The 21,452-nt window shown below is 35.8% G+C and carries 18 protein-coding genes and 1 pseudogene; 7 read left to right on the top strand and 12 right to left on the bottom strand.

Annotated elements, in window-relative coordinates; all coding sequences use genetic code 11:
- Positions 1 to 355 precede the first annotated feature (355 nt).
- Positions 356 to 1,312, top strand: a complete 957-nt coding sequence (locus tag MSBR3_RS17475; RefSeq protein ID WP_048109481.1) for a beta-ribofuranosylaminobenzene 5'-phosphate synthase — start codon at positions 356 to 358, stop codon at positions 1,310 to 1,312.
- A 323-nt stretch (positions 1,313 to 1,635) separates the two neighbouring features.
- Here MSBR3_RS17475 and MSBR3_RS21665 read toward each other — a convergent pair whose 3' ends face one another.
- The 9 genes from MSBR3_RS21665 to MSBR3_RS17435 all read right to left on the bottom strand — a co-directional run bounded on the left by MSBR3_RS21665 (position 1,636) and on the right by MSBR3_RS17435 (position 10,768).
- Positions 1,636 to 1,731 (bottom strand): ATP-binding protein, encoded by a 96-nt coding sequence (locus MSBR3_RS21665; RefSeq protein ID WP_394297716.1) that lies wholly within the window; start codon positions 1,729 to 1,731, stop codon positions 1,636 to 1,638.
- Positions 1,732 to 1,982: 251 nt separating this feature from the next.
- The gene (locus tag MSBR3_RS17470; protein ID WP_048109480.1) at positions 1,983 to 2,759 is read right to left on the bottom strand and encodes an ABC transporter ATP-binding protein; all 777 of its coding nucleotides are present in this window, start codon (positions 2,757 to 2,759) and stop codon (positions 1,983 to 1,985) included.
- Positions 2,756 to 3,799, bottom strand: coding sequence for a FecCD family ABC transporter permease (locus tag MSBR3_RS17465; protein WP_048109479.1), 1,044 nt, complete (start codon positions 3,797 to 3,799; stop codon positions 2,756 to 2,758). Before MSBR3_RS17465 ends, MSBR3_RS17470 begins: the two co-directional genes overlap by 4 nt.
- Positions 3,796 to 5,088 carry an ABC transporter substrate-binding protein gene (locus MSBR3_RS17460; protein ID WP_230627595.1) on the bottom strand — a complete coding sequence of 431 codons (1,293 nt, stop codon included), beginning with the start codon at positions 5,086 to 5,088 and terminating at the stop codon, positions 3,796 to 3,798. The genes MSBR3_RS17465 and MSBR3_RS17460 overlap by 4 nt, the downstream gene beginning before the upstream one ends.
- Positions 5,089 to 5,109: 21 nt before the next feature.
- Positions 5,110 to 5,628, bottom strand: coding sequence for a hypothetical protein (locus tag MSBR3_RS17455; RefSeq protein WP_048109478.1), 519 nt, complete (start codon positions 5,626 to 5,628; stop codon positions 5,110 to 5,112).
- A 685-nt stretch (positions 5,629 to 6,313) separates the two neighbouring features.
- On the bottom strand, positions 6,314 to 7,150 hold the full coding sequence (locus MSBR3_RS17450; protein WP_048109477.1) for a class I SAM-dependent methyltransferase: 837 nt from the start codon (positions 7,148 to 7,150) through the stop codon (positions 6,314 to 6,316).
- A gap of 823 nt (positions 7,151 to 7,973) precedes the next feature.
- Positions 7,974 to 8,990, bottom strand: a complete 1,017-nt coding sequence (gene fen / locus MSBR3_RS17445) for a flap endonuclease-1 (RefSeq protein ID WP_048109476.1) — start codon at positions 8,988 to 8,990, stop codon at positions 7,974 to 7,976.
- Between the two features lie 631 nt (positions 8,991 to 9,621).
- Positions 9,622 to 9,924, bottom strand: coding sequence for a hypothetical protein (locus MSBR3_RS17440; protein ID WP_048109475.1), 303 nt, complete (start codon positions 9,922 to 9,924; stop codon positions 9,622 to 9,624).
- A 520-nt stretch (positions 9,925 to 10,444) separates the two neighbouring features.
- Positions 10,445 to 10,768, bottom strand: coding sequence for a hypothetical protein (locus MSBR3_RS17435; RefSeq protein ID WP_048109474.1), 324 nt, complete (start codon positions 10,766 to 10,768; stop codon positions 10,445 to 10,447).
- Positions 10,769 to 10,945: 177 nt separating this feature from the next.
- Between MSBR3_RS17435 and MSBR3_RS17430 the strand changes: the two genes are divergently transcribed.
- Entirely contained in the window at positions 10,946 to 11,278 is a 333-nt protein-coding gene (locus MSBR3_RS17430) for a hypothetical protein (protein WP_048109470.1), read from the top strand.
- Positions 11,279 to 11,367: 89 nt separating this feature from the next.
- On the opposite strand, the gene MSBR3_RS19090 is transcribed toward MSBR3_RS17430, so the two are convergent.
- Positions 11,368 to 11,859 (bottom strand): pentapeptide repeat-containing protein, encoded by a 492-nt coding sequence (locus MSBR3_RS19090; protein WP_052723466.1) that lies wholly within the window; start codon positions 11,857 to 11,859, stop codon positions 11,368 to 11,370.
- 1,252 nt (positions 11,860 to 13,111) lie between these two features.
- Between MSBR3_RS19090 and MSBR3_RS17420 the strand changes: the two genes are divergently transcribed.
- Positions 13,112 to 14,269 (top strand): RNA-guided endonuclease InsQ/TnpB family protein, encoded by a 1,158-nt coding sequence (locus MSBR3_RS17420; protein WP_230627593.1) that lies wholly within the window; start codon positions 13,112 to 13,114, stop codon positions 14,267 to 14,269.
- 142 nt (positions 14,270 to 14,411) lie between these two features.
- On the opposite strand, the gene MSBR3_RS17415 is transcribed toward MSBR3_RS17420, so the two are convergent.
- Positions 14,412 to 16,169: an alkaline phosphatase gene (locus MSBR3_RS17415; protein WP_048109469.1), complete on the bottom strand. Its 1,758-nt coding sequence runs from the start codon at positions 16,167 to 16,169 to the stop codon at positions 14,412 to 14,414.
- Positions 16,170 to 17,327: 1,158 nt separating this feature from the next.
- Between MSBR3_RS17415 and MSBR3_RS17410 the strand changes: the two genes are divergently transcribed.
- Positions 17,328 to 18,470 carry a UDP-N-acetylglucosamine--N-acetylmuramyl-(pentapeptide) pyrophosphoryl-undecaprenol N-acetylglucosamine transferase gene (locus MSBR3_RS17410; protein ID WP_048109468.1) on the top strand — a complete coding sequence of 381 codons (1,143 nt, stop codon included), beginning with the start codon at positions 17,328 to 17,330 and terminating at the stop codon, positions 18,468 to 18,470.
- Between the two features lie 172 nt (positions 18,471 to 18,642).
- On the opposite strand, the gene MSBR3_RS17405 is transcribed toward MSBR3_RS17410, so the two are convergent.
- Positions 18,643 to 19,641, bottom strand: coding sequence for a PHP domain-containing protein (locus MSBR3_RS17405; protein ID WP_080942360.1), 999 nt, complete (start codon positions 19,639 to 19,641; stop codon positions 18,643 to 18,645).
- Between the two features lie 1,002 nt (positions 19,642 to 20,643).
- Between MSBR3_RS17405 and MSBR3_RS21245 the strand changes: the two genes are divergently transcribed.
- From MSBR3_RS21245 to MSBR3_RS21240, 3 genes and pseudogenes are all read left to right on the top strand, one after another.
- Positions 20,644 to 21,042, top strand: coding sequence for a metallophosphoesterase family protein (locus tag MSBR3_RS21245; RefSeq protein WP_230627591.1), 399 nt, complete (start codon positions 20,644 to 20,646; stop codon positions 21,040 to 21,042).
- A pseudogene (locus MSBR3_RS21660) lies at positions 21,015 to 21,152 on the top strand (metallophosphoesterase family protein); the annotation flags it as partial. The gene MSBR3_RS21245 and the pseudogene MSBR3_RS21660, both read left to right, overlap by 28 nt.
- A gap of 33 nt (positions 21,153 to 21,185) precedes the next feature.
- Positions 21,186 to 21,410: a metallophosphoesterase family protein gene (locus MSBR3_RS21240; RefSeq protein WP_230627589.1), complete on the top strand. Its 225-nt coding sequence runs from the start codon at positions 21,186 to 21,188 to the stop codon at positions 21,408 to 21,410.
- Positions 21,411 to 21,452: the final 42 nt, after the last annotated feature.

The raw sequence follows: 21,452 nt of genomic DNA, 5'->3' as shown, positions 1-21,452 counted from the left end.
TGAGAAAAAGCAATTTGAAATTTCAGAAAATCTCATTTTTCTTTCTTAGTTTTCCTTTCTTAGTTTTCCTTTCTTAGTTTTCCTTTCTTAGTTTTCCTTTCTTAGTTTTCCTTTCTTAGTTTTCCTTTCTTAGTTTTCCTTTCTTAGTTTTCCTATCCTAATTTCCTTTTCCAATTTTCCCTTCTGTTCCTGCTCTCCTTATACCTCACTTATTTTGTTATTTTATTGTGTCTACAGAATTAAAGGCTAGATAAAAGATAATTTTAAAAAGATTAAATATCAGCAGCTACAATAAAAGGAGCACAGGACTTAGGAAGTCATGAAGCTTTAAGTGTAATTTTGGAGTTTAACAGGAATGATCAAAATAACCACTCCTTGCCGAATTCATATGACACTTATTGATATGAATGCGGAGATCGGAAGAGTCGATGGAGGAGCAGGACTAACCCTTTCCTCTCCCAATATAAAAATTACGGCTGAAGAAGCCGACGGAGTCAGTATAGAAGGTCTGCAGAGTTTTGCCGATCGAATGAAAAGAGCTGCAGAGTCCCTGCTTCCTGAAGGGAAGGGGATCAGGATCAATGTACAGGAAGTGTACCCTGCCCACGTAGGCTTCGGATCAGGAACTCAGTCTTCCCTGGCCGCAGCAGCAGCTGTTAATGAACTGTACGGACTTGGGAAAAACGTTAGAGAACTTGCACTTTCAGTAAAAAGAGGAGGAACTTCTGGTATAGGTGTAGCTGCTTTTGAGAAAGGCGGGTTTATAATTGACGGAGGACACCGGTTCAAAGATAAAGGTGGTTTTATGCCATCGGCTGCCAGCAAAGTACCACCTGGGCCAGTGCTCTTTAGAGAGGATTTCCCTCAATGGGATATGGTGGTAGCAATTCCCAATGACAAAGGAATGCATGACCAGGAAGAAGTGGAAACCTTCAAGAAGTTCTGTCCCCTTCCTGTAGAAGAAGTCAGGGAAATTTCTCATGTCGTGCTCATGCAGATGATGCCTGCTGTGCTAGAAGAGGACATAGAAAGTTTTGGGGCCGCAGTAAATCATGTACAAACTGTCGGTTTTAATAAAAGAGAGAGCCTTATCTGGCCTCAATTCGTTAAAAATATTGCTTCTCACATGCGCAGCCGGAGCTATGGAGCTGGGGTAAGTTCCTTTGGTCCTGTAGTATATTCTTTTGTAGACAACAAATCAGAAGGCAGGCAGCTTCAGGCTGAGGTCCAAAAAATGCTTGACAGCTCCGTTGGTGGAACTGTCATCCTTACCAAGGCAAGAAACCAGGGTGCAGAAATATCCCGAATTTGAAAGCCTTACATTCAGTGAGAGTAAAAAGGAAAAACATTGTGCTTACGCTCGGGCAGCCCGTGAAATTTTCCGGCTGATCCGAGTGTCAAGGCCAGTTTATTTTTTCCCCATTTTTGCCGAATTATTTTCCCCATCTTTTGTATAAAATTTACTCAATTTTTCATGAATTTGTTATAATCATGAACTTGTTATAAATTACTGATACATCACTTTATACTTCATCAAGTCCATTAGTTTCTTTTCAAGCACTTCTTCTCGATTTTCTGTTTTCAATCTTTCAATAAGGTTTCCTGTATTGGTAAAGTAAACCGAAATACTCATTTTTACTGCTTCAATTCAAGAGCGATTGCAAGGTGAGACTTTCCAACTCCAGGAGGAACAAGCAAAACAGCATTCTCTGAATTATGAACAAATCTCATTGGTCATCGGTTAAAAAATTTTCTTGCCTGAAAGTTATCGATTTTGCATCAGAAGCCATCCTTAAATTTTGGCCTATTTTCGTGAAATCGATAGCTCGTTCCAGCTTACTACTTATTAAACTATTTAATGACTGTTGAGGAAATTGATGTGATTTATCACGATTCCTCACTTACCGAAGCGCATGAAGAAATGGCAGAACACTTGTATGATCTATATTTTTTCTAAAGTATCAATAATAAGCTATATCATCTTACCACTTATTCTTAATTGAATTAATTGGCTTTATCCACGGAACCCCGTCATCGTCAATACTAATCCGAGCGTTTATCCCATAGACAGATTCTATAGTTTTTTGCGTTAAGACCGAAGATGGAGAACCTGATGCATAAATTTCTCCCTTGTTCATAACGACTATATTGTCGGCAAATCTGGCTGCTAGATTAAGATCGTGCAAAGCAATTATAGTAGTCATACCCCTTTCTAGTGTTATTTTTTGTATTAATTCAAAAAGCTCTAATTGATATTTCAGGTCTAAGCCATTAGTTGGCTCATCCATTAAAAGGAGTTTTGGGTCTCTAATTAAGGATTGAGCAATGAATACCATTTGCTTTTGTCCACCACTTAATTCATTAATACCTCTTAGAGCTAAATCTTCAATTCCAAGGTATTTCAATACATTCGAAACTACTTCCAGATCAGTCTCGTTTACCTTCCAGAATAAAGAATTTGCCATTCCCAGAAGAAGAATTTCAAACACAGTTAAAGAACTGGTTATTTTTGACTCTTGAGGGAGGTAGCTTCTTAAACGTATCAGGTCTTTTTTTTCAAAACTCTTCACATCTTTTCCATCAAACATTATCGTTCCTTTAGGGTCCAATACTCCAGCTATACACTTCAAGAGAGTTGACTTGCCTGCAGCATTTGGCCCTATCAGTACTGTAATCCTTGATTCAATTTTGAAATTCATTTCATTAAAAATAAGAGATGAATTGTAACCGAATGAAAAATTATCAATTTCTAATTTCAAAAAGACTCGCTCCTTTTCATTAAAAGTAACGATAAAAAGAAAGGAACACCTATCATGGAAGTGGCAATTCCTATAGGGAACACACCTTTGTGGCAAACTATCTTTCCGCCAATCGAAGCCAAAGATAGAAAAAGTGACCCCAAAAGTGCAGACAAAGGTATGAAGTATCTCTGGTCTTCACCTGTAAGAATTCGAGCTATATGGGGTGGAACGAGGCCTACAAAACCTATTGTACCAACAAAACATACTGCAGATGCTGTAAGGATAGTTACGCAAATAATCACTTTTAAGCGTAGTTTCTCAACATTAATTCCTAAACTTTTGGCCTTCTCGTCTCCCAGTTTTAGTGCTGTAAGTTTCCAAGAATCAATGGCAAGTAATGGAACGATGATAATAAAAATAACAAAACAAATTAATACTGTAGACCAGGAGGAGTTCTCGAAACTGCCAAATAACCAAAATACTATTTTTTGAAGCTGCTCATCTGTTGCTAAATATTCAAGTAAAGATATTAATGCCTGGAACAAAAATAATAGGGAGACTCCGGTAAGAATCATAATCTCTTTGCTGGCATTTTTTATTTTAGCGATAAGGCATATTATAGAAAATGAAAAAAATGAAAAAATAAAAGCATTAACAGAAACAAGGATACTTCCGGCAAAAGGGATTGTGCCTAGCCCGAAAACTACAGCAAGAGCAGCACCGAAGCCAGCAGCAGCTGATATGCCGAGTGTGTACGGGCTCGCTAGAGGATTATCAAGAATAGTTTGTACTTCCGCGCCAGCTACAGCGAGAGATGCACCGACAATAATTGCCATCAGAGCTTTAGGTAATCTAAAATCCCAGACAATGACGTTTGTATTAGGATCGTTTAAATGTGGTGAAATTATTGTTGAAAAGACGTCATAAATAGAAAGTGATGAAGAGCCTACTGCAATATCTGTTAAAAATGCAAGGAGTACTGCAATTGCAAAATAAATAAAATAAAGATATTTTTGCTTTATTATAGCATTATATGTCTCTCTGTTTGCAGATTTCATTTCTCTTGCGCCTCCACAATATCCAAGATCCACACGCCATTATAATCAATAGGCAGATATCTCTCATGAAATTCTCTTAAATTTGCTTCTGGATCTAAATCAGCAAATTTCTCTGGATACATCCATTTAGCAAGTGCCTGAATTCCCGCAAAGTTATATATATGATAACTAATACCTTGATGAATCCCATGAATATTATTATTTTTTACTGCATTAAGTGTGTTCCATCCTGAGCGGGTACAGAAACCTTGAAGACGTTTTCTGGACTCAGTTAGATTTGTTGAATATCCAAGTAACATTGAATCTTTACTCTCTGGCCAGTACTGGCCAGCTATTATTATCATATCAGGATTTTCAGCCAGAAGGTATTCCGGATCTATGGGAGCCATACTTGCAACACCTTCGGCAATGTTTATACCATTTAATTTTGTGATCATTGGTCCCCAGTTTGAGGTACTAAAAGTCATTCCATACTGTGATGGGCCAAATGAACCATATTCAACGTAAATTTTCTGTTTTGTATTATTTTCTTCCTCACTATTCAGGACTGAATAGACCTTATCCATCTGTTCCCCGTAAAATCTAGAAATATCTTCTGCTCTTTTTTCCCTGCCCAGTACTTGACCCATTACCAGTATGCTTTTTTGTGTATTTTCTAAAGGGTCTTTCCAGAAGTCTACAAAAAGAACGGGAATTCCGGCATTTTCCAGATTTTCAGTACTCTTTTGTGCTGTCTCTTTCATCATTAATGGCATTATAACAAGGTCAGGATTAAGAGAAATAATAGCTTCCGTATCAAATGTATTTTTATTAAGAGAACCGACTGTAGGAATGTTTTTTATTTCGGGATACTTCTTTAGATATTCATTGTAGGTATCTATGTCATAAGTTTCAAGTTCTGAACCCCAACCAACTATTTTTTCTGTAAAATTTTCACCTTCTAGAGCGGCAAATTCCTGAATATAAAGAGACTGACCTAAAACAACTCTTTCGACTCTTGTAGGAACAGTAACTTTCCTTCCAGCAAGATCGGTCACAGTTATTGTAAAATGCTTTCTTGCGGTTTCTCGCAACATATCCTTTTCAAGACACTTCACACTTTCTCCGGTATATGTAAACTTCATGTATGAGATAATTGCATCTGAGAGTTCTGCTCTAGAGATCATGTTATCATTATCCAGATCTCCTGGAATTGCTGCACTAGCCACGCATATTCTCAAAGATATTAAGAAGCACAATAAGATACCTACAAATAACCTTCTTTTTACAGTTGTATTCATTTTAAACATCTACTGTGTTCTCCTTCCGCTCTAATAATCTCTTAAACAATAAGCTGATAAACCAATTATCGCGATCATTGCTACAGTACTTAAAAAAGGTGTACTTTTCGATTCAGGTTCCTGTGGTTGTGCTTCACTTTTGCTGGAGTAGTTTGATTTAACGATCACATCTGTATTTGCAATTACTCCTTCGGTTTTATCCAGAGGATCATACCATGTTCCTGTAAATGCTCCGCCTCCAGCTAAAGGTGCTTTTACTCGATATGTGATTTCTGTTTCCCCTATAACCGAAAAAAAGATTTTTTGTTTAGATTGGCTAGTCTGCGTTTCTGGATGGCTTGTGCCAATGTAAGAAAATCCTTCCGGAATACTTTCAACAATACCAGCTACGTTCGTCCCTGATACGTTAAGAGTAACAGAAAACTCTGAATTTTCAGCAGGTTCAGTTGTTGAAAGAGTTCGTATAATTTTCACTTCTTCTGCTATTGCTGTTGAGCTAATAAGGATTGTAACCGCTAATGAAAACAATATTATTTTCTCAAATTTCATTTTATTCGTATCCCTCATATAATTTTATAATAATTTTTTAGCTTCTTGGAAAATATCACTGCGAATTTATTGCAAACTTTTTCCAAGTAAGCTGGTTCTAAATATTTTCAGCTAATTGCAGATATTACGGATGGACGCAGACGATTTCAAGTCATAGACTCTATCTAGGGTTTTTTGTAGGAAACTAAGCAACAGGTTTTGATTTCAAAATCAGTTTTATTTGAATAGTTTAGAATTGATGTTTATCCTACATTCCGCAGATGTACACAGAAGTAGAAATTATTCATTGGTCATCGGTTAAGGAATTTTCTTGCCTGAAAGCTATCGATTTTGCACTAGAAGCCGTCCTTAAATTTTGGCCTATTTACATAAAATCGATGCCCTGTTCCGGCTCATAACACATTAGAATTTTGTCAAATGTTGCTGAAATTGACACAATTTATCACGATTTCTTACTTAACCGAAGACGCATGAGAAATTATTTGCCCATTTGCCCAAAATAATTCATCAAAGAATGGTCAACTTTTTAATGACTACCATTTTGATAAAAATCAATAGTATTTTTGTGCGTCCGCGGAAAGTAAGTTTGTGTAATTCCTAATATGAATTACGGAGTTTGATTTTTGAAAATATTTTCTGAACACAAATTTCCCGATAAAAATCCTTGAGGATAAAATACACCAATTTACTTTTGCCACCACATTTCTACATGATTGGTTTGAGCTTCGATAGTCAAAAAACCATCCCTGTTTTTTAGAATACGTTTTAGATAATCACGAAGCACCTGCTCTTGATAGGAATTTGTAATTTTATACATAGGAATACAATACTCGACAGCTTCATCAAAAGACGAAAATCTATTTCTATAGTTTAATTCGGACACATTTACATTAGGATAAATACCCATCTGATATAGAACATTATATAAAATATTGCTTTTTGGCATAGGTTGATAATCCTTACCATGAAGAACAGGCCAGATCTCAGGGGAATATATATCCCATAAATTGCTTCCTGCAATCCAATACAGGTGCACACTACTTGAAGAAGAAGAAATCATTTTTATTATTGCATTTTTTATGTCAACCATCCCGAGAGAGTATGAAGCAAAAACTATATCGTACGGACCTTCAAGATCTGTTTCTGTATCCACATCTTCCCAACGTTTATTTACACAATTAATATTGGTAATATCAAATTTTTTGATGTTATCCTGCAAAATACTCATCATTTCCCTTGAAGGTTCTACAGCTGTGACATGAGCTGCTTTTTTAGAAACTAAAATTGAAAGAACTCCAGGACCTGAACCTATATCGAGCACTCGAGATTTAGAAGTTATTGGAAGACTATTCATTGTCTTCTCAATTCTTCCTTTGTCGTTTTCCATTGTTATTTCCCAAAACAATTTTGCATTCAATCGTTTACTCCAGAGAGATGCATAATCGTCGGCAGGATTTGAACCTACGTTTTTCAACATCTGATTTTTCCAAACTTCATTCCAATCAATTGTATTCGTATCCATTTTTTTCCTTCAAATATCTCAATTATTTGTATGCATTTTTAACTGGAATTCAGGGTTTTCGAATTTTCTGTAAATTCAGAGTCAAATTTTTATACACTGGCCATAATTCAGTTCTCTTGATATTGGATTTTCCAATGGCTAATTTATTAAGATTTATGATTTTACAGAAAAATTGACACACTACCAGCTGGAAAACTTTCATGCTTTATTTTTCATTTAATTATACTACCTTAACAAGTAATTGTAGTTCTCGAAGTGTTATCTATGACTATCATCTTGCCTACATATGTGAATGTTTACCAGTTTAATGTAATATTTTATATATATCACTAAACGGATTACAGATATAAGCTAAAATACTAATAAGCTAAAATACTAATAAGCTAAAAAGCCAAAATAATAAAAATCTAAAATACTAATAGGCTAAAAAGCTAAAACATTAAAAAAATAAAATATTAATAAGCTAAAATACTACTATGTTGGCTTTTCGCTGTTTCGAGTGGATAACTTACATATATTCTTAAATCTCAAAGTAACATATCTAAAATTTAGTAACATTTGTGGTTGAATATCACATTCAAGCTTAATGTTTCTCTTTTTGTCTGGTTACTTTGCAACTGTATCATTATTTTCAACCTACATAAAACCGCGAAGAGCCTTTTGGATCTAAACTAAATTGCGTATGGACATTGAGTGCTCTTTATGGGAAGATTTCAGTCCTATTCTTGTCTGTCTCAAACCTCCTTGAATGAAGAGTTAAGGACAACGACATATGTATAATATATAAAAAATTAGAAAATTAATGGTTTTGAACGAAAATCACTTAAAACCACTGATCAAGAGTTTTCTGTCTAGCTCCTGAGGCCGTTTTAAGTCGTTCTGCAGCTTTTCCTACCCTATCAATCGAGAAATCGTGCCCCTCGCATAGAAATTCGAGAAGTTTTTCAGAGTCAGGTTTTTCCCATCTTATTTTGTAATCATCCGTTACTTCAGGATGGAGAAAAATGTCTCTTATCTGATCCACAGCTTCAATTTCTGCTTTTTTTTCGTTAAGTACGGAATAAATATCCCCGTGCTTTTTAATTAATTTAAGGGCTGTTTTCGGGCCTACTTTCTCCAGCCCTTTGTTATAATCCGTGCCCACACAGATAGCGATATCTATAAGCTGCTCCCGTGTAATTTCCAGGGCTTCGAGGGTCTCGTCCAGCTCGATTTTTTCTGGTTCGACATCAACATACATGTTCTTTCCCGGAAGCTTCCGTTTTCCTGTTACAGCCAGGTTTCTGACAACAATCGGAGCCCCGAAAAGAAAGGAGTCGTAATCCTGCGAAGCAACGCAGTTGGCGTCTTTTTTGAGAACCATGTGTGCAGCCTGTGCTTCGCCTTCGCAGGGGGCCTGAACAAAGGGAACTCCCATAACGTTGAGGAGATATTTGGAATCTTCAACAATTTCCTGATTTACTTTCGAAGAAGCCTGAGCATACTTATACGCCGACTCCAGGTCCCCTACAGCTTTTGCATTCTCCCATTTTTCCCTGGAGGATTCCCTTACTTCTTTTCTTCGGTTCAGGGTTTCGGACTTGAGATCAGGAGGTTTGCCGTCAAAAACAAAAAGAGGTTTGACACCGGCTTCTACAAGGCTCGCTGTTCGGTAGAGCAGGCCTGAGAGATGGGAGGTTACTCTCCCTGCAGAATCAACCAGAGGACTTCCATCCCGCTGGCGAATGATGCTCAAAAACTGGTGCAGCGTATTAAATGCATCGATTGCAACTACCTGATTTGTAAGATCCGAAAGCTCAACTTTTCTTTTCTGGAGCAGGTCGCCTATATCTGTGCCCATGTTTTCCCTCGAATGTCTGAAAGTTAATAGAAAGCTTTGAGCTTTCATTACTTGCTTTATTAATCTATTCTTATTTTTTAATCTTATTTTTAATTTTTTAACTGTTATGCAGAAAGTAGATATCAAGAGACATCTCAATAGACTTTACTACAGGTCAATATCAAAAATGCTTTATAGCAATTATATGATTTATTGTTCAATACGCTTTATAGATACTGAAGTCTTATATTTACTGCGTGTTCAGAGTTATCCTGAGATACTTGCCGATGAAATAGATTGTTGAAAGACAGTACTACACAGAAGGAAAAAAGTAAAGAAACAGATGTAATTTCCGTTCTAATCAATGAAACTCATTCGGTGACTGGACTCATTCGGTGACTGGACTCATTCGGTGACTGGACTCATTCGGTGACTGGACTCATTCGGTCACTGGCTCATTTAGTCAGTGAGTTCATCAGATCATGGAGTCCGGACAAGTTATGGAATTCTAATCATATTTTTATATTTTTAATCCATTTTTTTGAGGTTAATTCTATCAGCCCTTCCTGAGGCCCAATCAAAGCTATCCAGCAAGAAAGAGAAAAGAGACGAGACTTAATAGGCTTATAGCCTCTATAGAAACCTAAGAAAATCAAGCGGTAAGGTCAAGTCGAACATCGATTACTGAATCTTCGTTTGCTTCTATTTTGGATATTGTCAGCAAATTACCTTTTCTTTCCAGTAAAGTCGCTTTCGTGACCTGGACCTGGTGACCATCCACCTGCTTCTGGTTGTTACTTTTATGGATGACCAGAAGCTTCTGTCCTTTCTCAGCCCCTTCTCCTATTTTGGACATGATATTTCTTATAACCTGTTCAAAATCAGAATAAATCAAAATTTCCGACTTATTTGCAACCTTTGTAATAATGCCAATCGGTTCCAGACTAAAGTGCATATAGGTTTCCTTCTTTACCTGCTTACACAAGTAACCAAATAATACTAACTCTGAGTAATAATAACTTGCGATACAGAATATCTAAACAATTATTTTATAACTGTTCAGATTCAGATCTTTTCTGTTCTACAGAAGAACCAATATATATAGTTTACTAAATCAAGGAACCTGTGCCCGAAACGTCTAGCTGGGTAGTAATTACATTAGAAAAATTAGCATATTTTAGGATTAAAAGTAAGATAAATATCAATAAATTAAATTCAAAACTGAATGAAGCTTGAAGGTCCATTCCGATAGTCCATTCTGAGAGTTCATTCAAAAAGTACTTGAATTATTTTTCTTTTAATTAACGCCGCATATATCGAGGATTCCAGCCTATAAAGGGCATATTATAAAAATACTAAATACTTCTGGATAAAAAATTAGATTTGATTGTTAACAAATCCTGGGGATTCGAAATATGCTTCTTTAAAATAGGAAATTAAAGGCTTTGCCCTAAAATAAAAAGTTATATATGAAATTAGTGATATTTTCTACGGTTGAATTCGTAAACTGCATTGTCAATTTTGCTTGATAGCTCATTCATCCTTTCTTCAATCTTTGTTTCTGTATTTTCCATATTGACCTTGAGGGTACGGTCCTTAGCTTCCATCTTGTTTTCGAGCTCCTGAAGCCTATTGTTAACAGAGATAAGCATGACAGCTAATGTTCCGACAAGAATCATGACCGAAAGAATGATCAGGGGATTTGTGGGTTTATATGTAAACCTTCTAAGCCACTCAAAGGATAGAAGAAAGGATGACAGAACCATCACAACAAGAAATACTGTATCTCTAGTCTCCATCGTATACCTCTAATATACCTGTAAAAATTGTTCCGTGTACACAAGTATTCTGTAATATAGCCTGTTTGAAAATTACCAAGCGGAATACTCCTGTCAAAGTGTCGGTCCTAAGTTAATAGATTATAACGAAGTTAATAGATTATAAGCCTGAGTATTTTTCTCATAAACTTTAACGACTTGCATAACGATCCGGTACTTTGGAAATGTTTTGACAATCAAAACCCGCAACCGAGCACGGAAAATAATTCCTGGTTAGCTATAAAATATCTTACCGAATTGACCGCAGAAACACCGGAAGAACTATTAACTGAGGCCGAACAGGAAGTTAAATCTGGTAAATTGATGAGACAATGCAGTATAAAAAAGTATCTAATTGCATTTATAAAGTATTCTGATGAGATAATTCGATATAAAAATGTCTCTAATTGGATTTATAAAGTATTTACAAGATATAAGGATATTAATGTCATGATCGTTGAGAGACACTTAACAGGAATGGAATTTAAGTAGTTTAACTGAAAAACCAATACGTTAAATCTTCAACTGTCTTGCTGTTGAGTTTTGAAGAAAAAGATAAAATCAATGAAAATAGCAATGTTTTATAGTAAGAGGCTGCTCTGATGTTCTAAAAACTGTTGCTCTAGTGATTTAAATAGGCAAGGGTATTTCCCTTTTAATAGTATTAGGAATTCTTCATCTAGTTTTGCATCATAAAGTGTTTTTACTTTTGAAAATTGACTAAATGATAAAAAATGAGTCTCTTTAAGATTAGCACCCTCAAGATTAGCCATAAAAAGGTCAGCCTCTTTAAGGTTAGCTTTTTTAAGGTTAGCTTTTTTAAGATTAGCCTTTATAAGGTTAGTCGCCTCAAGATTAGCTCCTCTAAGTATAGCCCAACTTAGGTCAGCTCCTTCAAGGTTAGCTCCTTTAAGATTAGCTCCTTTAAGATTAGCTCCTTTAAGGTTAGCCCCTTTAAGATTAGTTCCTTCAAGGTTTACCTCCATAAGCTCAGCACCTGGAAGGTTAAGTCTTTTAAGTTTAGTTCCTTCAAAGTAACCTTCGTTAAGGTTTGATTCTTTGATAGTAAACATTCCACAACTCCTTTCCTTATCCACAAATTTTTATTCTATATCATTTATTAATTAAAAGAAAAATTATTCTCGTGTACTTATCATAGTCAAGAATATTGACATTTCTCTTTACATTTCCCTTTGACATTTCTCTTTACATTTCCCTTTGACATTTCCCTTTGGTATTTCTCTTTGATATTACTCTACCTGAATCTCGAATATTTTCTAAGTTTCCTCAGCTATTGTCTTGTAAAAAAACCCTTTAAATCTTGCAGTTACCAACATTAGTAGGGATCTCAGGTTGATCTTATGAGCCGCAGATGAGAACTGTCTATGGCCCATAAGATCTATTTGCAAGTACTGGAAAGCCTTCACGAGATAATTAGGTAAACGATATTATATAGTTTTTGAATATATTCTATATATTAGTAGGTTAATCAGTATAATCTAAACTGTATATTGTCCTCATCTAGCTAAGATATTTAATTCCGTTGATTTTTCAGTTAAATCTCCAAGTTCTATTTCAGAAAACCTTTGTTGCTGAAAATCATGTTCAAGATCAATGTTTTCCTTTTTGTTCTAGTTGTTTTCTAACCAGGCAATTATTATTTTTCCTTTTTGTTATTTGGTTGTTATTACCAGTATTGGATTAATTATGATAAATGGTAAGTTTCTATGTGAGAAATAAAATAATCTCCAGTTGTATTGAGATTCAGAACAAAAAGGACCTGAAAATTACTTCTAAGCATTTGAAAATAACTTTAACTATGTAATATCGGACGACCTAGAATTAATGTTCAAAAATAAGATAATTTTTAGTGAAATCTAACTATAAAGTTTCTACCGATTCAGATTTTGCTGCTTAAGATAATTCTTGACATTTATTAAAGGAAAGTCTTTTTATGTACTCTGGCAAAATGCTTAAATATCTTTATGCTAATTATATATAGAAATTAAATATATCTTATAAGTTTCTTCAGAAACATGTATATTCTATAAAAATATACTGAATAATGACCGTGGAGCAATAACCCGGATGCTACTGACCTATAAAATCAAGCACAATCGAAGTTTTACAGAGGAACTCCAAAAGGCTCGAAAGGTTGCTGAGTTCTGTATTAAGCATCAGACTCAAAACCGAGGCCTTAACTCGCCTCCTATACAAAAACCTATTTCTTCTCTCCCCTCTTCCCCTTCATCCTCATTTTCAACTTTTTCTGAGTTTTCTTCTGACTTTCCTATCATTTCTTCCGCTCCTCCTTCTCTCGGTTCTTTGTCTTCGACTTATTCACTTCAGGTATCTGAGGCTCTTTCTCCTGGAGATATAAAGCATATAGGCTTGAAGTCAATTATTTCCTGCCAGATTCTTAAGAAATATTCCCGAAATCAGAACTTCAGATCCGCAAAGAATGTGAAGTTGATTATTCCTTCTCGAGCAATCCGTGTTGACAGGAAGGAGCGAACCATTACAATTCCATGTTTAAAACTTTCACTGAACTATCAATTTTCCAGTAATTTTACAAAAATTCCCCAGATAGAAATCGATAACATCTATGCTTATGTAGCAGTTGTCTTCCCGGATGACGAGCCCAAAAATTCAGAGCACTATATAGGAGTTGATCGCAATACTAAAGGACATATTGCAGTTTTAGCGGATCCCGAATCAGGAAAAATCTGGAAGTTAGGAAAAATGCGATACCATACGCATAAAAAATACGAAAACATTAAAAAGCGGCTCTATAATATGGGCAAAAGTAAAGAATTAAAAGTTGTAAAAATTAGGGAAAAAAATATTGTAAAGGACTTGAACCATAAAATCAGCCGAAAGATTGTTGATATCGCTCTATATAACGAATGTGGTATTAAACTGGAAAACCTTAAAGGAAACCGAAAACTCAACAGCAAGATTGGAGATATAGGAAAAGGCGAGAGTAATAAAAGTAGAAAAAGAAAAAGGGAAAAAAATAGGGACAAAAACAGAAGTAAGGAAATCAACAAATATTCTATCAAAAGTAAAAACACAACCGGAAAACAATCATGGTCTTGTGAATACTCCCTGAACAGCTGGCCATTTCAGCAACTTCAGCAGTTTATTGAATACAAAGCCAGGCTGCTAGGAGTAGAGGTAGTTTATGTTGATCCCCATGCGACTAGCAAAAAATGCAGCCGCTGCGGACATAAAGGCAACCGACACAGCAAGCAATTTAAGTGTCCATACTGCGGACACGTTGACCATGCCGATGTTAATGCCGCCTTTAATATAGCATTGACGCCAAAAGGCAGCGGTCAATTCCCTGTAGAAAGAGATACAGGGAAAGGGAGCACTGATACCCCTCAACGGGTCTTAGGCCGTACCATCTTCAGTAAACGTACAGCCAGAAAAGAAACTTCTCCACAGTTTGCGTGGGAAGTATGTCAGTTTTTAAATTAAGACCTATTCCAAACTTCTTTAATGTATCAAACTTTTTTAATGTATATAAGTGAAAACTTGTTTACAACTTACGGATATATAAAAAATAAGAAAAGGGAAATAATCCCTTTGACTCACATTTTCAGACAACTTCGGCTGCTTTTTAAACAAAATTCTTTTTTATTCCATTTGTTTCATTTATTAGTGAAAGTGCTCCAGAGGGGATATACACCTTACCAGTTACTGGAGCATAGACAACTATTCCTTCCAGCTCATGAGCTACACCATTCTTGATAAGAATATTCGTATTCACTGGCAGTTTGTCATCTCCAATTTGCAACACAGGATTTGAGGAATCTGTAGTATTTAGCAGATATTCATTTTTATCCAGTTTCCCATCTCCGTTGTCTTTGGAGAAAACCTCTCCCACTTCAGTAAAGAGACACGAGTTAGTCTTGTTAAGGTCAAATCCGAGTTCTTTAGCTATATATCCTGCAATTTCGGTATTATCAACATGACCTGTCAGGTGGTCAGGACCATAGGCCCACAGAGGAACATCATCTCCTGAGTGCCCATGAGTAGTCCAGCCAATTACTGTGTGATTGCGGCTGATTACCTCACTGATGGCATAGTCAAGTGAGAGACCCTTTTCATTGTTGTAGAGTTTGAGAATTTCAGTTATGTCTTCATCAGTAGCATCAATGCCCCACCAGGTTTTCAGTTGTTTTTTAATATTTTCGGATGAAAGATCTGTCCCTATTTTTGTCTCAAGACCAGTAGAACTGAGTTTCATGCCTTTGAGAGGAGCAATTACATCTTCTACTGTTGTGGATGTATAATTAGAGTCAGAATTGCTGCCAATAGTCATGCCACCTGTATTGTGATCCGGAAAAGCTATAACTAGAGTATTCCCGTCTTTTTTAGCAAAATCAACTGCAACTGTAACAGCTTTATCAAAAGCCAGAAAATCGGTTACAGCGTAGTTTGGATCATTGGCGTGGTTTGCCCAGTCAACCTGACTGCCTTCAACCATTAAGAAGAAGCCATTTTTATCTTGAGATAACAGTTCAATGGATTTCTCTGTCATTTCTGCAAGAGAAGGCTCTTCAGGTGCAAGTGAAGAACGGTCTATATCCGGCATCATATGGCTACTGGCAAAAAGACCCCAGGCTCTGCCGGTTGTCAGGTTCATCATCTCATCTCTGCTGTCAACATACTGGTAACACCTGTCAAGAAGTGTTTTTGTCAGGTTTTCTCCGTCTTTCCTTTTTCCTCCATCAGCTACGGGTGTGAGATAACTGGAACCGCCACCAAAGACCACATCAATGTTTTCATAAACCATCTGTTTCATAATTTCAGTTTCATTATCTCTGTTATCCACGTGAGCAGCAAAAGCTGCAGGTGTGGCATGGCTCACACGAGAGGTTGCTACAAGTCCTGTAGCCTTGCCTTCGAGCTTTGAACCTTCAAGCACTGTTGCAAGCGGTCTGTACCTTAGTTCTTCAGGCGGAATTTCCAGTGTACTTAACACAGAACTATTGCTTGGCCCGACACTTAAAAAACCGTTAGTAGTTTTATATCCAGAAGCAAATGCGGTTGCAGCTGAAGAAGAGTCAGTAATGACTGAATCAGTGCTATAAGTAGACACCGTTCCAGTCACCATATTGTCAAGCTCAAGAGGTTTTCCGCTATACCAGCGAGCTAAAGTTTCCACACTTTGAGAACAACCATCAGGAATCAGGATAATCACGTTCTTTACTTTAGCTTCCGACGTTACGGGAGATTCGCAGTTAGTAGAGTTCGTGAAATTAACGCTAGAATTCGAATCAAATTGTGCAGCTACTGCAGAACTAACATTTCCCAACAGCAAAAGTCCTATTATCGAAATAATTAATAAAGTATCTTTCTCCTTAGTCTCCATAGAATTACCTCAACATTGGAACTAATTTTTCAATCTATAGTTTAACGCTATATAAACAATGCAAGTTCCAATTTTAAAAATGAGGCCTTCTGTATTTGAATCTTTCACATATAGAACATATGTAGGTTCATACTCAATATTTAGGATAGGTGACTATGTGACACTATTTTGCTGTACCAGATATTTATTAAAATATTTAGATTATATACTCATTTATACACTTGATAGTTTTCCATAAGTTGTATACAAAAGAATACTGCTACAGCCTAACAAAACTTCAGTCTGGAATTGAAATACTCAGAATAGAGAACACAATTTTTTGATATTAGACAAAATTAGTAATGGCTCCTCATTCTGTTTTACGGTGAACAAAAAAGATAACAAGCAAGTTATATTTACAAGACTTTTGGTAAATTCATGCACAATTAATTAATATTCTTATTAAAGTAACAACAATACCACAGTTAAACTAAAGCCCTGTGTTTAACAAATAACAAAAAGTAAACTAAACATATCCAGACATCACCCTGTTGAGTATATTACTTAAACCAGGAGCCAGAATGAGATTATCTGCAGAGACTGCTGCAGAGTATTAGATGGATGCTTAGATGGATGCTTAGATGGATGCTTAGATGGATGCTTAGATGGATGTTTAGATGGATGCTTAGATGAATGCTTAGATGAATGCTTAGATGGATGCTTAGATGGATGCTTAGATGGATGTTTAGATGGATGCTTAGATGAATGCTTAGATGAATGCTTAGATGGATGCTTAGATGGATGCTTAAAAATACTTTTTATCTGTGGACCAAAATTTTAACGAATAAATATACTTTCGGGATAAAATACTATCTTTACTGATGTGCATATATAGGAAGAAAAGTTATATATAGTAAATGGGCATTAATTCTTTAGTAGCGTGGGATCAGAACACACAAACAAGCCAGAAGGCATGTCAACATCTATTAAATCCAAATTTTCTATGATACTCTCTTTTAAATTGGATTTCATCTCTAAACTTCTTCACTCTATTTTTGAAAATAATACTTGCTTCGTACAGAATAGATTTTTTTACGCAAATTGTTTTTGAAAAATATCAAGCTCATAGATTAATGGTTAGTGTAATGGAAAAAAAGTATATACTGGGATTGGAATAAAATGAAAGTCTTACTTTTCATGTGCGGAGAAGGGCTTGGACACACAAGTCGCTGCCTTGCTTTGGGAAAAGAGTTTCTGACTGCAAGGCATGAGGTATACTTTGGGGCATATGGGTACTCAAAAAAATTGGTAGAAAAAACAGGGTATAAGGTATATGATATCCCCCCTGAAATGAAGCTAGTTGGAGAGTCAGGAATTTTTGATATCAAAAAATCCATTAAAGAAACCCTAAAAAATACTTCTCCTTCAAAATTCAGGAAACTTTTGAGGTTGATTGAAGAACTAAAACCTGATATTGTACTTTCGGATGGTTACTATACAGGTATCCTTGCTGCACAGACAAAAAAGACTCCTGTGTATTTTATTGGCCACCAGTTCAATATGGTGGAGTTTTTTCAGAAACAGGATTTTCTGGTGACAGTAGCAGGAAAACTAATTAAGAGTTTTTATAATTATATCTTCCGAAGCGTAGATGGCATCATTGTGCCTGATTTTCCTCCTCCATACTCTATAAACCGAAAAAACTTCAATTTCAAAAAAAGTATTAATAGAACCATTTTTTTCAGCGGCCCCCTTATAAGGTACAAGTATAGTGAAGTCGAATCAAAAACCCTCCAGCACCCCAACGTCCTTTCAACCGTTGGCGCTTTCGGATACAGAGCAACCATATTCAGGAATGTACTTGAGGCTGCAAAAATGGATCAAAGTATTTACTATACCTTTATTTCAGGACCCGGAATAGATCCCAATCAGTTTTCAAAAATCCCGGAAAATGTTGAGTTTACAGGTTTTACGGAAAATCCTTTTCCTTATTACAAAGGCTCTGATCTGGTAATTACTGCAGGAGGACATGGAACAATCCTTGAAAGCCTTTCTTTCGGACTCCCTGTACTTTCTTTTCCGGACAAAAAGCATATAGAACAGGAAAATAACGCAACTGTACTTGAAGAAGAAGGATACGGAAAGAAAATGAGCTACCTTGCAGAGCCGGAAACTATTCTTGCTTGCATTAGAGGAATTCTGGAGAAGGAAGAATACTGCCAAAAGACCAGAAAATTGAGAGAACTCGCAGAGGAACTTGACGGACCTGCAACTGTAAGAATATTTCTTGAAGAAAGGTTAAAGGAAGGTTTAGTGAAATGAAGAATTAAAGAGAAATTAATGATCCGAACCAAAAAAGCAGAAAATAAAGGTTCTATAGAATTATCTGGAATAAACAATATTCATTAACTTTAACTGATAATCATAATATCTTTTTGTCAGTTTTTTATCTCTTTGAGGATATGATCTTAATAGGAATACAAAATCTAACAGCTCATAACATTTGATTCAAAACCTTTTCTATTTTGGAAACTAGAGGTTTTTCAGTTCTCATGTACATATATACAGGAAGTCCTGATCTGGAGAAATTCCGGAAAAACTTCATTGCAAGGTTGTTAAGTCTAGGAAATTCTCTAATTTTCTCGTTTGCAATAAGACTTATAATTCTATCAAAGCTCTGAATATTTGTGGTAAAGTTCATGTCCTCTCGTAACTGCTTATCCATAGAAAAAACAAGTTCAACCCAGGAGATTAATTCTTTTGTAAGATATCTCTTAGTTCCTCCTTCAACTACAATATATGACCTTCCTTTTTTAATATTTTCAAAATATTCCCTAAATGTTTCCCCTTTTGCAAGGGTGTAGACAGCTCCCATACCTCCTGTATGACTATCTGTAGTTGCAACTAATCCTTTTCCGTATTTTCTGGCAAGTGTTGCAGTAATAAGGTTTTTTTCCGCTAAGTTCTGCATATTATATTCGACAACCGGAAACTGTTTTATAAGTTCAGGTATCGCCCAGAGATTAGGACTTCCTTCGTTAAAAAACTGAAACGGATGGTTGTATATATGGGGGAGATCGTGAGCCTTTAAATAGCGGATAAAGCTTTTGAAGTCATGCTCCTGATTTGCAATCAATTCAAGTTCCTTAAATTCTTCCGAGTCCAGTTCAAAAACGTTAACGTGAATAGTGTGTCCTATATATTCAGGATCTCTAATTGAAATCTCAACTCCTGGAACCAGTTTTTCTTTATCCCAACCAAGCAAATCATAAGCTTTGACAGTATCATGGTCTGTAAAAGTCACAAAATCAAGGCCTTGAGATCTTGCTTTTTTAAAAAGTACTGCAGGATGCATTGTCTGAACAGGAGGTACATCGTAGGAGCAGGAAGAGTGTACATGTAGATCCACTTTCTTCCATCCTTCCTGAAGAAGATTTTCAGCAACCTCAGTACTTATCGTTATTTTAGCATCGATTATGTTTTTTCCTTGCATAAACAAGCACGACCATTTTATTCAGAAATTTTTTGCAATGTAATAAGTTATGAATTGTATTCAATTAAAAGAATGCAAAATGACTATAAAGACATTTCGCCAAAAACATATTTTTTTCTTTCTATTATGTATATTCATGAAAAAGTAAATTGATTAATTAAATCAATGTATTTACTAAATATAAAGCGAGAAACTAACTAAAAATAAAAAATTAGCCGAAGAAATAAGATTTATCAGAAGAATTATTTATTTAATCACTATGAATGAGACAGATATATTAGTTAAACACAGGGTTTTTAGGTATCTTTTTCAAAAAAATATATCATTTGGAGGATAAAAACATTTTCCAAAATATCTGAAAGAAAAATCTGAAAACATTGTTTTTGTTTTGAAAAACAATACTTCATGAGATTATAACATAGAAAATCGAAAAATATATATGTATGAAAAGAATATTATTGATTAGTAACGTGGGACCAAAATCTATGGACAGATCAAAACATAAAAATAAACCAGAACCTATGAACAGACCAGAACATAGAAACAGACCCAAAAACATGTTATCAGTAAGAAGTTTGCTTAAATCTCCCATGTTACTTCTATTACAGTGAGCCAGTAGCCCAAATCTCTTCATTTTCTTTTTTATGACCATTATCTATAAGTTGGCATCTTCTGGACTTCCACTTAAGCGCGTTTTGCATCTTAACTCCCAAGATATAAATTTCTGTTTTCTCGCAGGTTATTTCTAAACACAGGTTCAACCAACCGATTGAATACTTAGTGAATAAATACCTTCAGCTGAAAAATATGTTGTACTATATATTAAATATTCTTTTCTCATTAATACAATGCATCTGTTCTTATATATTGTCTAAATCGAATAACTATATATAAACTATGAATTATAGTCCCAAATGTTGAAACGCGAATGAGTAAGACAGAGGAATCGAAATTAAAAGAATAGTACATATTTCAGACATTCATTTCTCAGAGGCATATTATATGCCTGAGATTGCAGATTCCATGCTTGAAAACATAAACCGGAGCTCTCCTGATATTATAGTAATCACCGGTGACCTGACAGAAAACGGGCTTGCAGCCAAGTATAATGGTGCAAAGAAATTTATTGACAGGATTGAATGCAAAAACAAGATAATAGTTCCGGGGAACCATGACTCCAGAAATGCCGGTTACCTCTTTTTTGAGGACCTTTTCAAAACCAGATCAACCTCTGGGCACTTTGGAGAGGTCACTATAGTAGGGATTGACTCTTCCCAACCGGAACTTGACGAAGGACACATCGGAAGCTTTTATAATTCAAGAATGCGACAACGGGGTAAAATTCTTCCCAACCGGAACTTGACGAAGGACACATCGGAAGGGAAAATTACACCTGGATAGAAAACACTTTTTCAGTAAATAGTTTCAAAGTTTTTGCCCTTCATCATCACCTTATCCCAATTCCCAAAACCGGCAGAGGAAATAATGTACTTGTAGATGCAGGCGATGTTCTGGAACTCCTGGACCGTTCAGGTGTGAACCTTGTGCTCTGTGGACACTGGCACATTCCCTGGGTCTGGAGATTAAATGACATGCTTGTAATCAGTGCTGGGACTGTTTGTTCTTCCAAAGTTCGTGGAAAAATATCTCAGTGTTACAACTTGATTGAAGTTGATGCACCAGAATCCGATTGCAAGCGCTGGCACCTGAAAGTGTATAGAGTTTTCTCTAAAGGAGAAAAAGAAAAAGTTGTTGATAGTATAATATAGTTATATATTTAAAGTTAGATAAATATGAGGCCCAGTGTTTGA

The organism is Methanosarcina barkeri 3, from assembly GCF_000970305.1.
Lineage (GTDB): Archaea > Halobacteriota > Methanosarcinia > Methanosarcinales > Methanosarcinaceae > Methanosarcina > Methanosarcina barkeri_A.
The sequence above is the reverse complement of the archived record's forward strand: the minus strand, read 5'-3'. Positions and strand labels throughout refer to the sequence as shown.

Coding starts and splice junctions, on each gene's coding strand:
- MSBR3_RS17475 (WP_048109481.1), top strand. CDS start 356: ATGATCAAAATAACCACTCCTTGCCGAATTCATATGACACTTATTGAT.
- MSBR3_RS21665 (WP_394297716.1), bottom strand. CDS start 1,731: ATGAGATTTGTTCATAATTCAGAGAATGCTGTTTTGCTTGTTCCTCCT.
- MSBR3_RS17465 (WP_048109479.1), bottom strand. CDS start 3,799: ATGAAATCTGCAAACAGAGAGACATATAATGCTATAATAAAGCAAAAA.
- MSBR3_RS17460 (WP_230627595.1), bottom strand. CDS start 5,088: ATGTTTAAAATGAATACAACTGTAAAAAGAAGGTTATTTGTAGGTATC.
- MSBR3_RS17455 (WP_048109478.1), bottom strand. CDS start 5,628: ATGAAATTTGAGAAAATAATATTGTTTTCATTAGCGGTTACAATCCTT.
- MSBR3_RS17450 (WP_048109477.1), bottom strand. CDS start 7,150: ATGGATACGAATACAATTGATTGGAATGAAGTTTGGAAAAATCAGATG.
- fen (WP_048109476.1), bottom strand. CDS start 8,990: ATGGGCACAGATATAGGCGACCTGCTCCAGAAAAGAAAAGTTGAGCTT.
- MSBR3_RS17440 (WP_048109475.1), bottom strand. CDS start 9,924: ATGCACTTTAGTCTGGAACCGATTGGCATTATTACAAAGGTTGCAAAT.
- MSBR3_RS17435 (WP_048109474.1), bottom strand. CDS start 10,768: ATGGAGACTAGAGATACAGTATTTCTTGTTGTGATGGTTCTGTCATCC.
- MSBR3_RS19090 (WP_052723466.1), bottom strand. CDS start 11,859: ATGTTTACTATCAAAGAATCAAACCTTAACGAAGGTTACTTTGAAGGA.
- MSBR3_RS17415 (WP_048109469.1), bottom strand. CDS start 16,169: ATGGAGACTAAGGAGAAAGATACTTTATTAATTATTTCGATAATAGGA.
- MSBR3_RS17410 (WP_048109468.1), top strand. CDS start 17,328: ATGAAAGTCTTACTTTTCATGTGCGGAGAAGGGCTTGGACACACAAGT.
- MSBR3_RS17405 (WP_080942360.1), bottom strand. CDS start 19,641: ATGCAAGGAAAAAACATAATCGATGCTAAAATAACGATAAGTACTGAG.
- MSBR3_RS21245 (WP_230627591.1), top strand. CDS start 20,644: ATGCCTGAGATTGCAGATTCCATGCTTGAAAACATAAACCGGAGCTCT.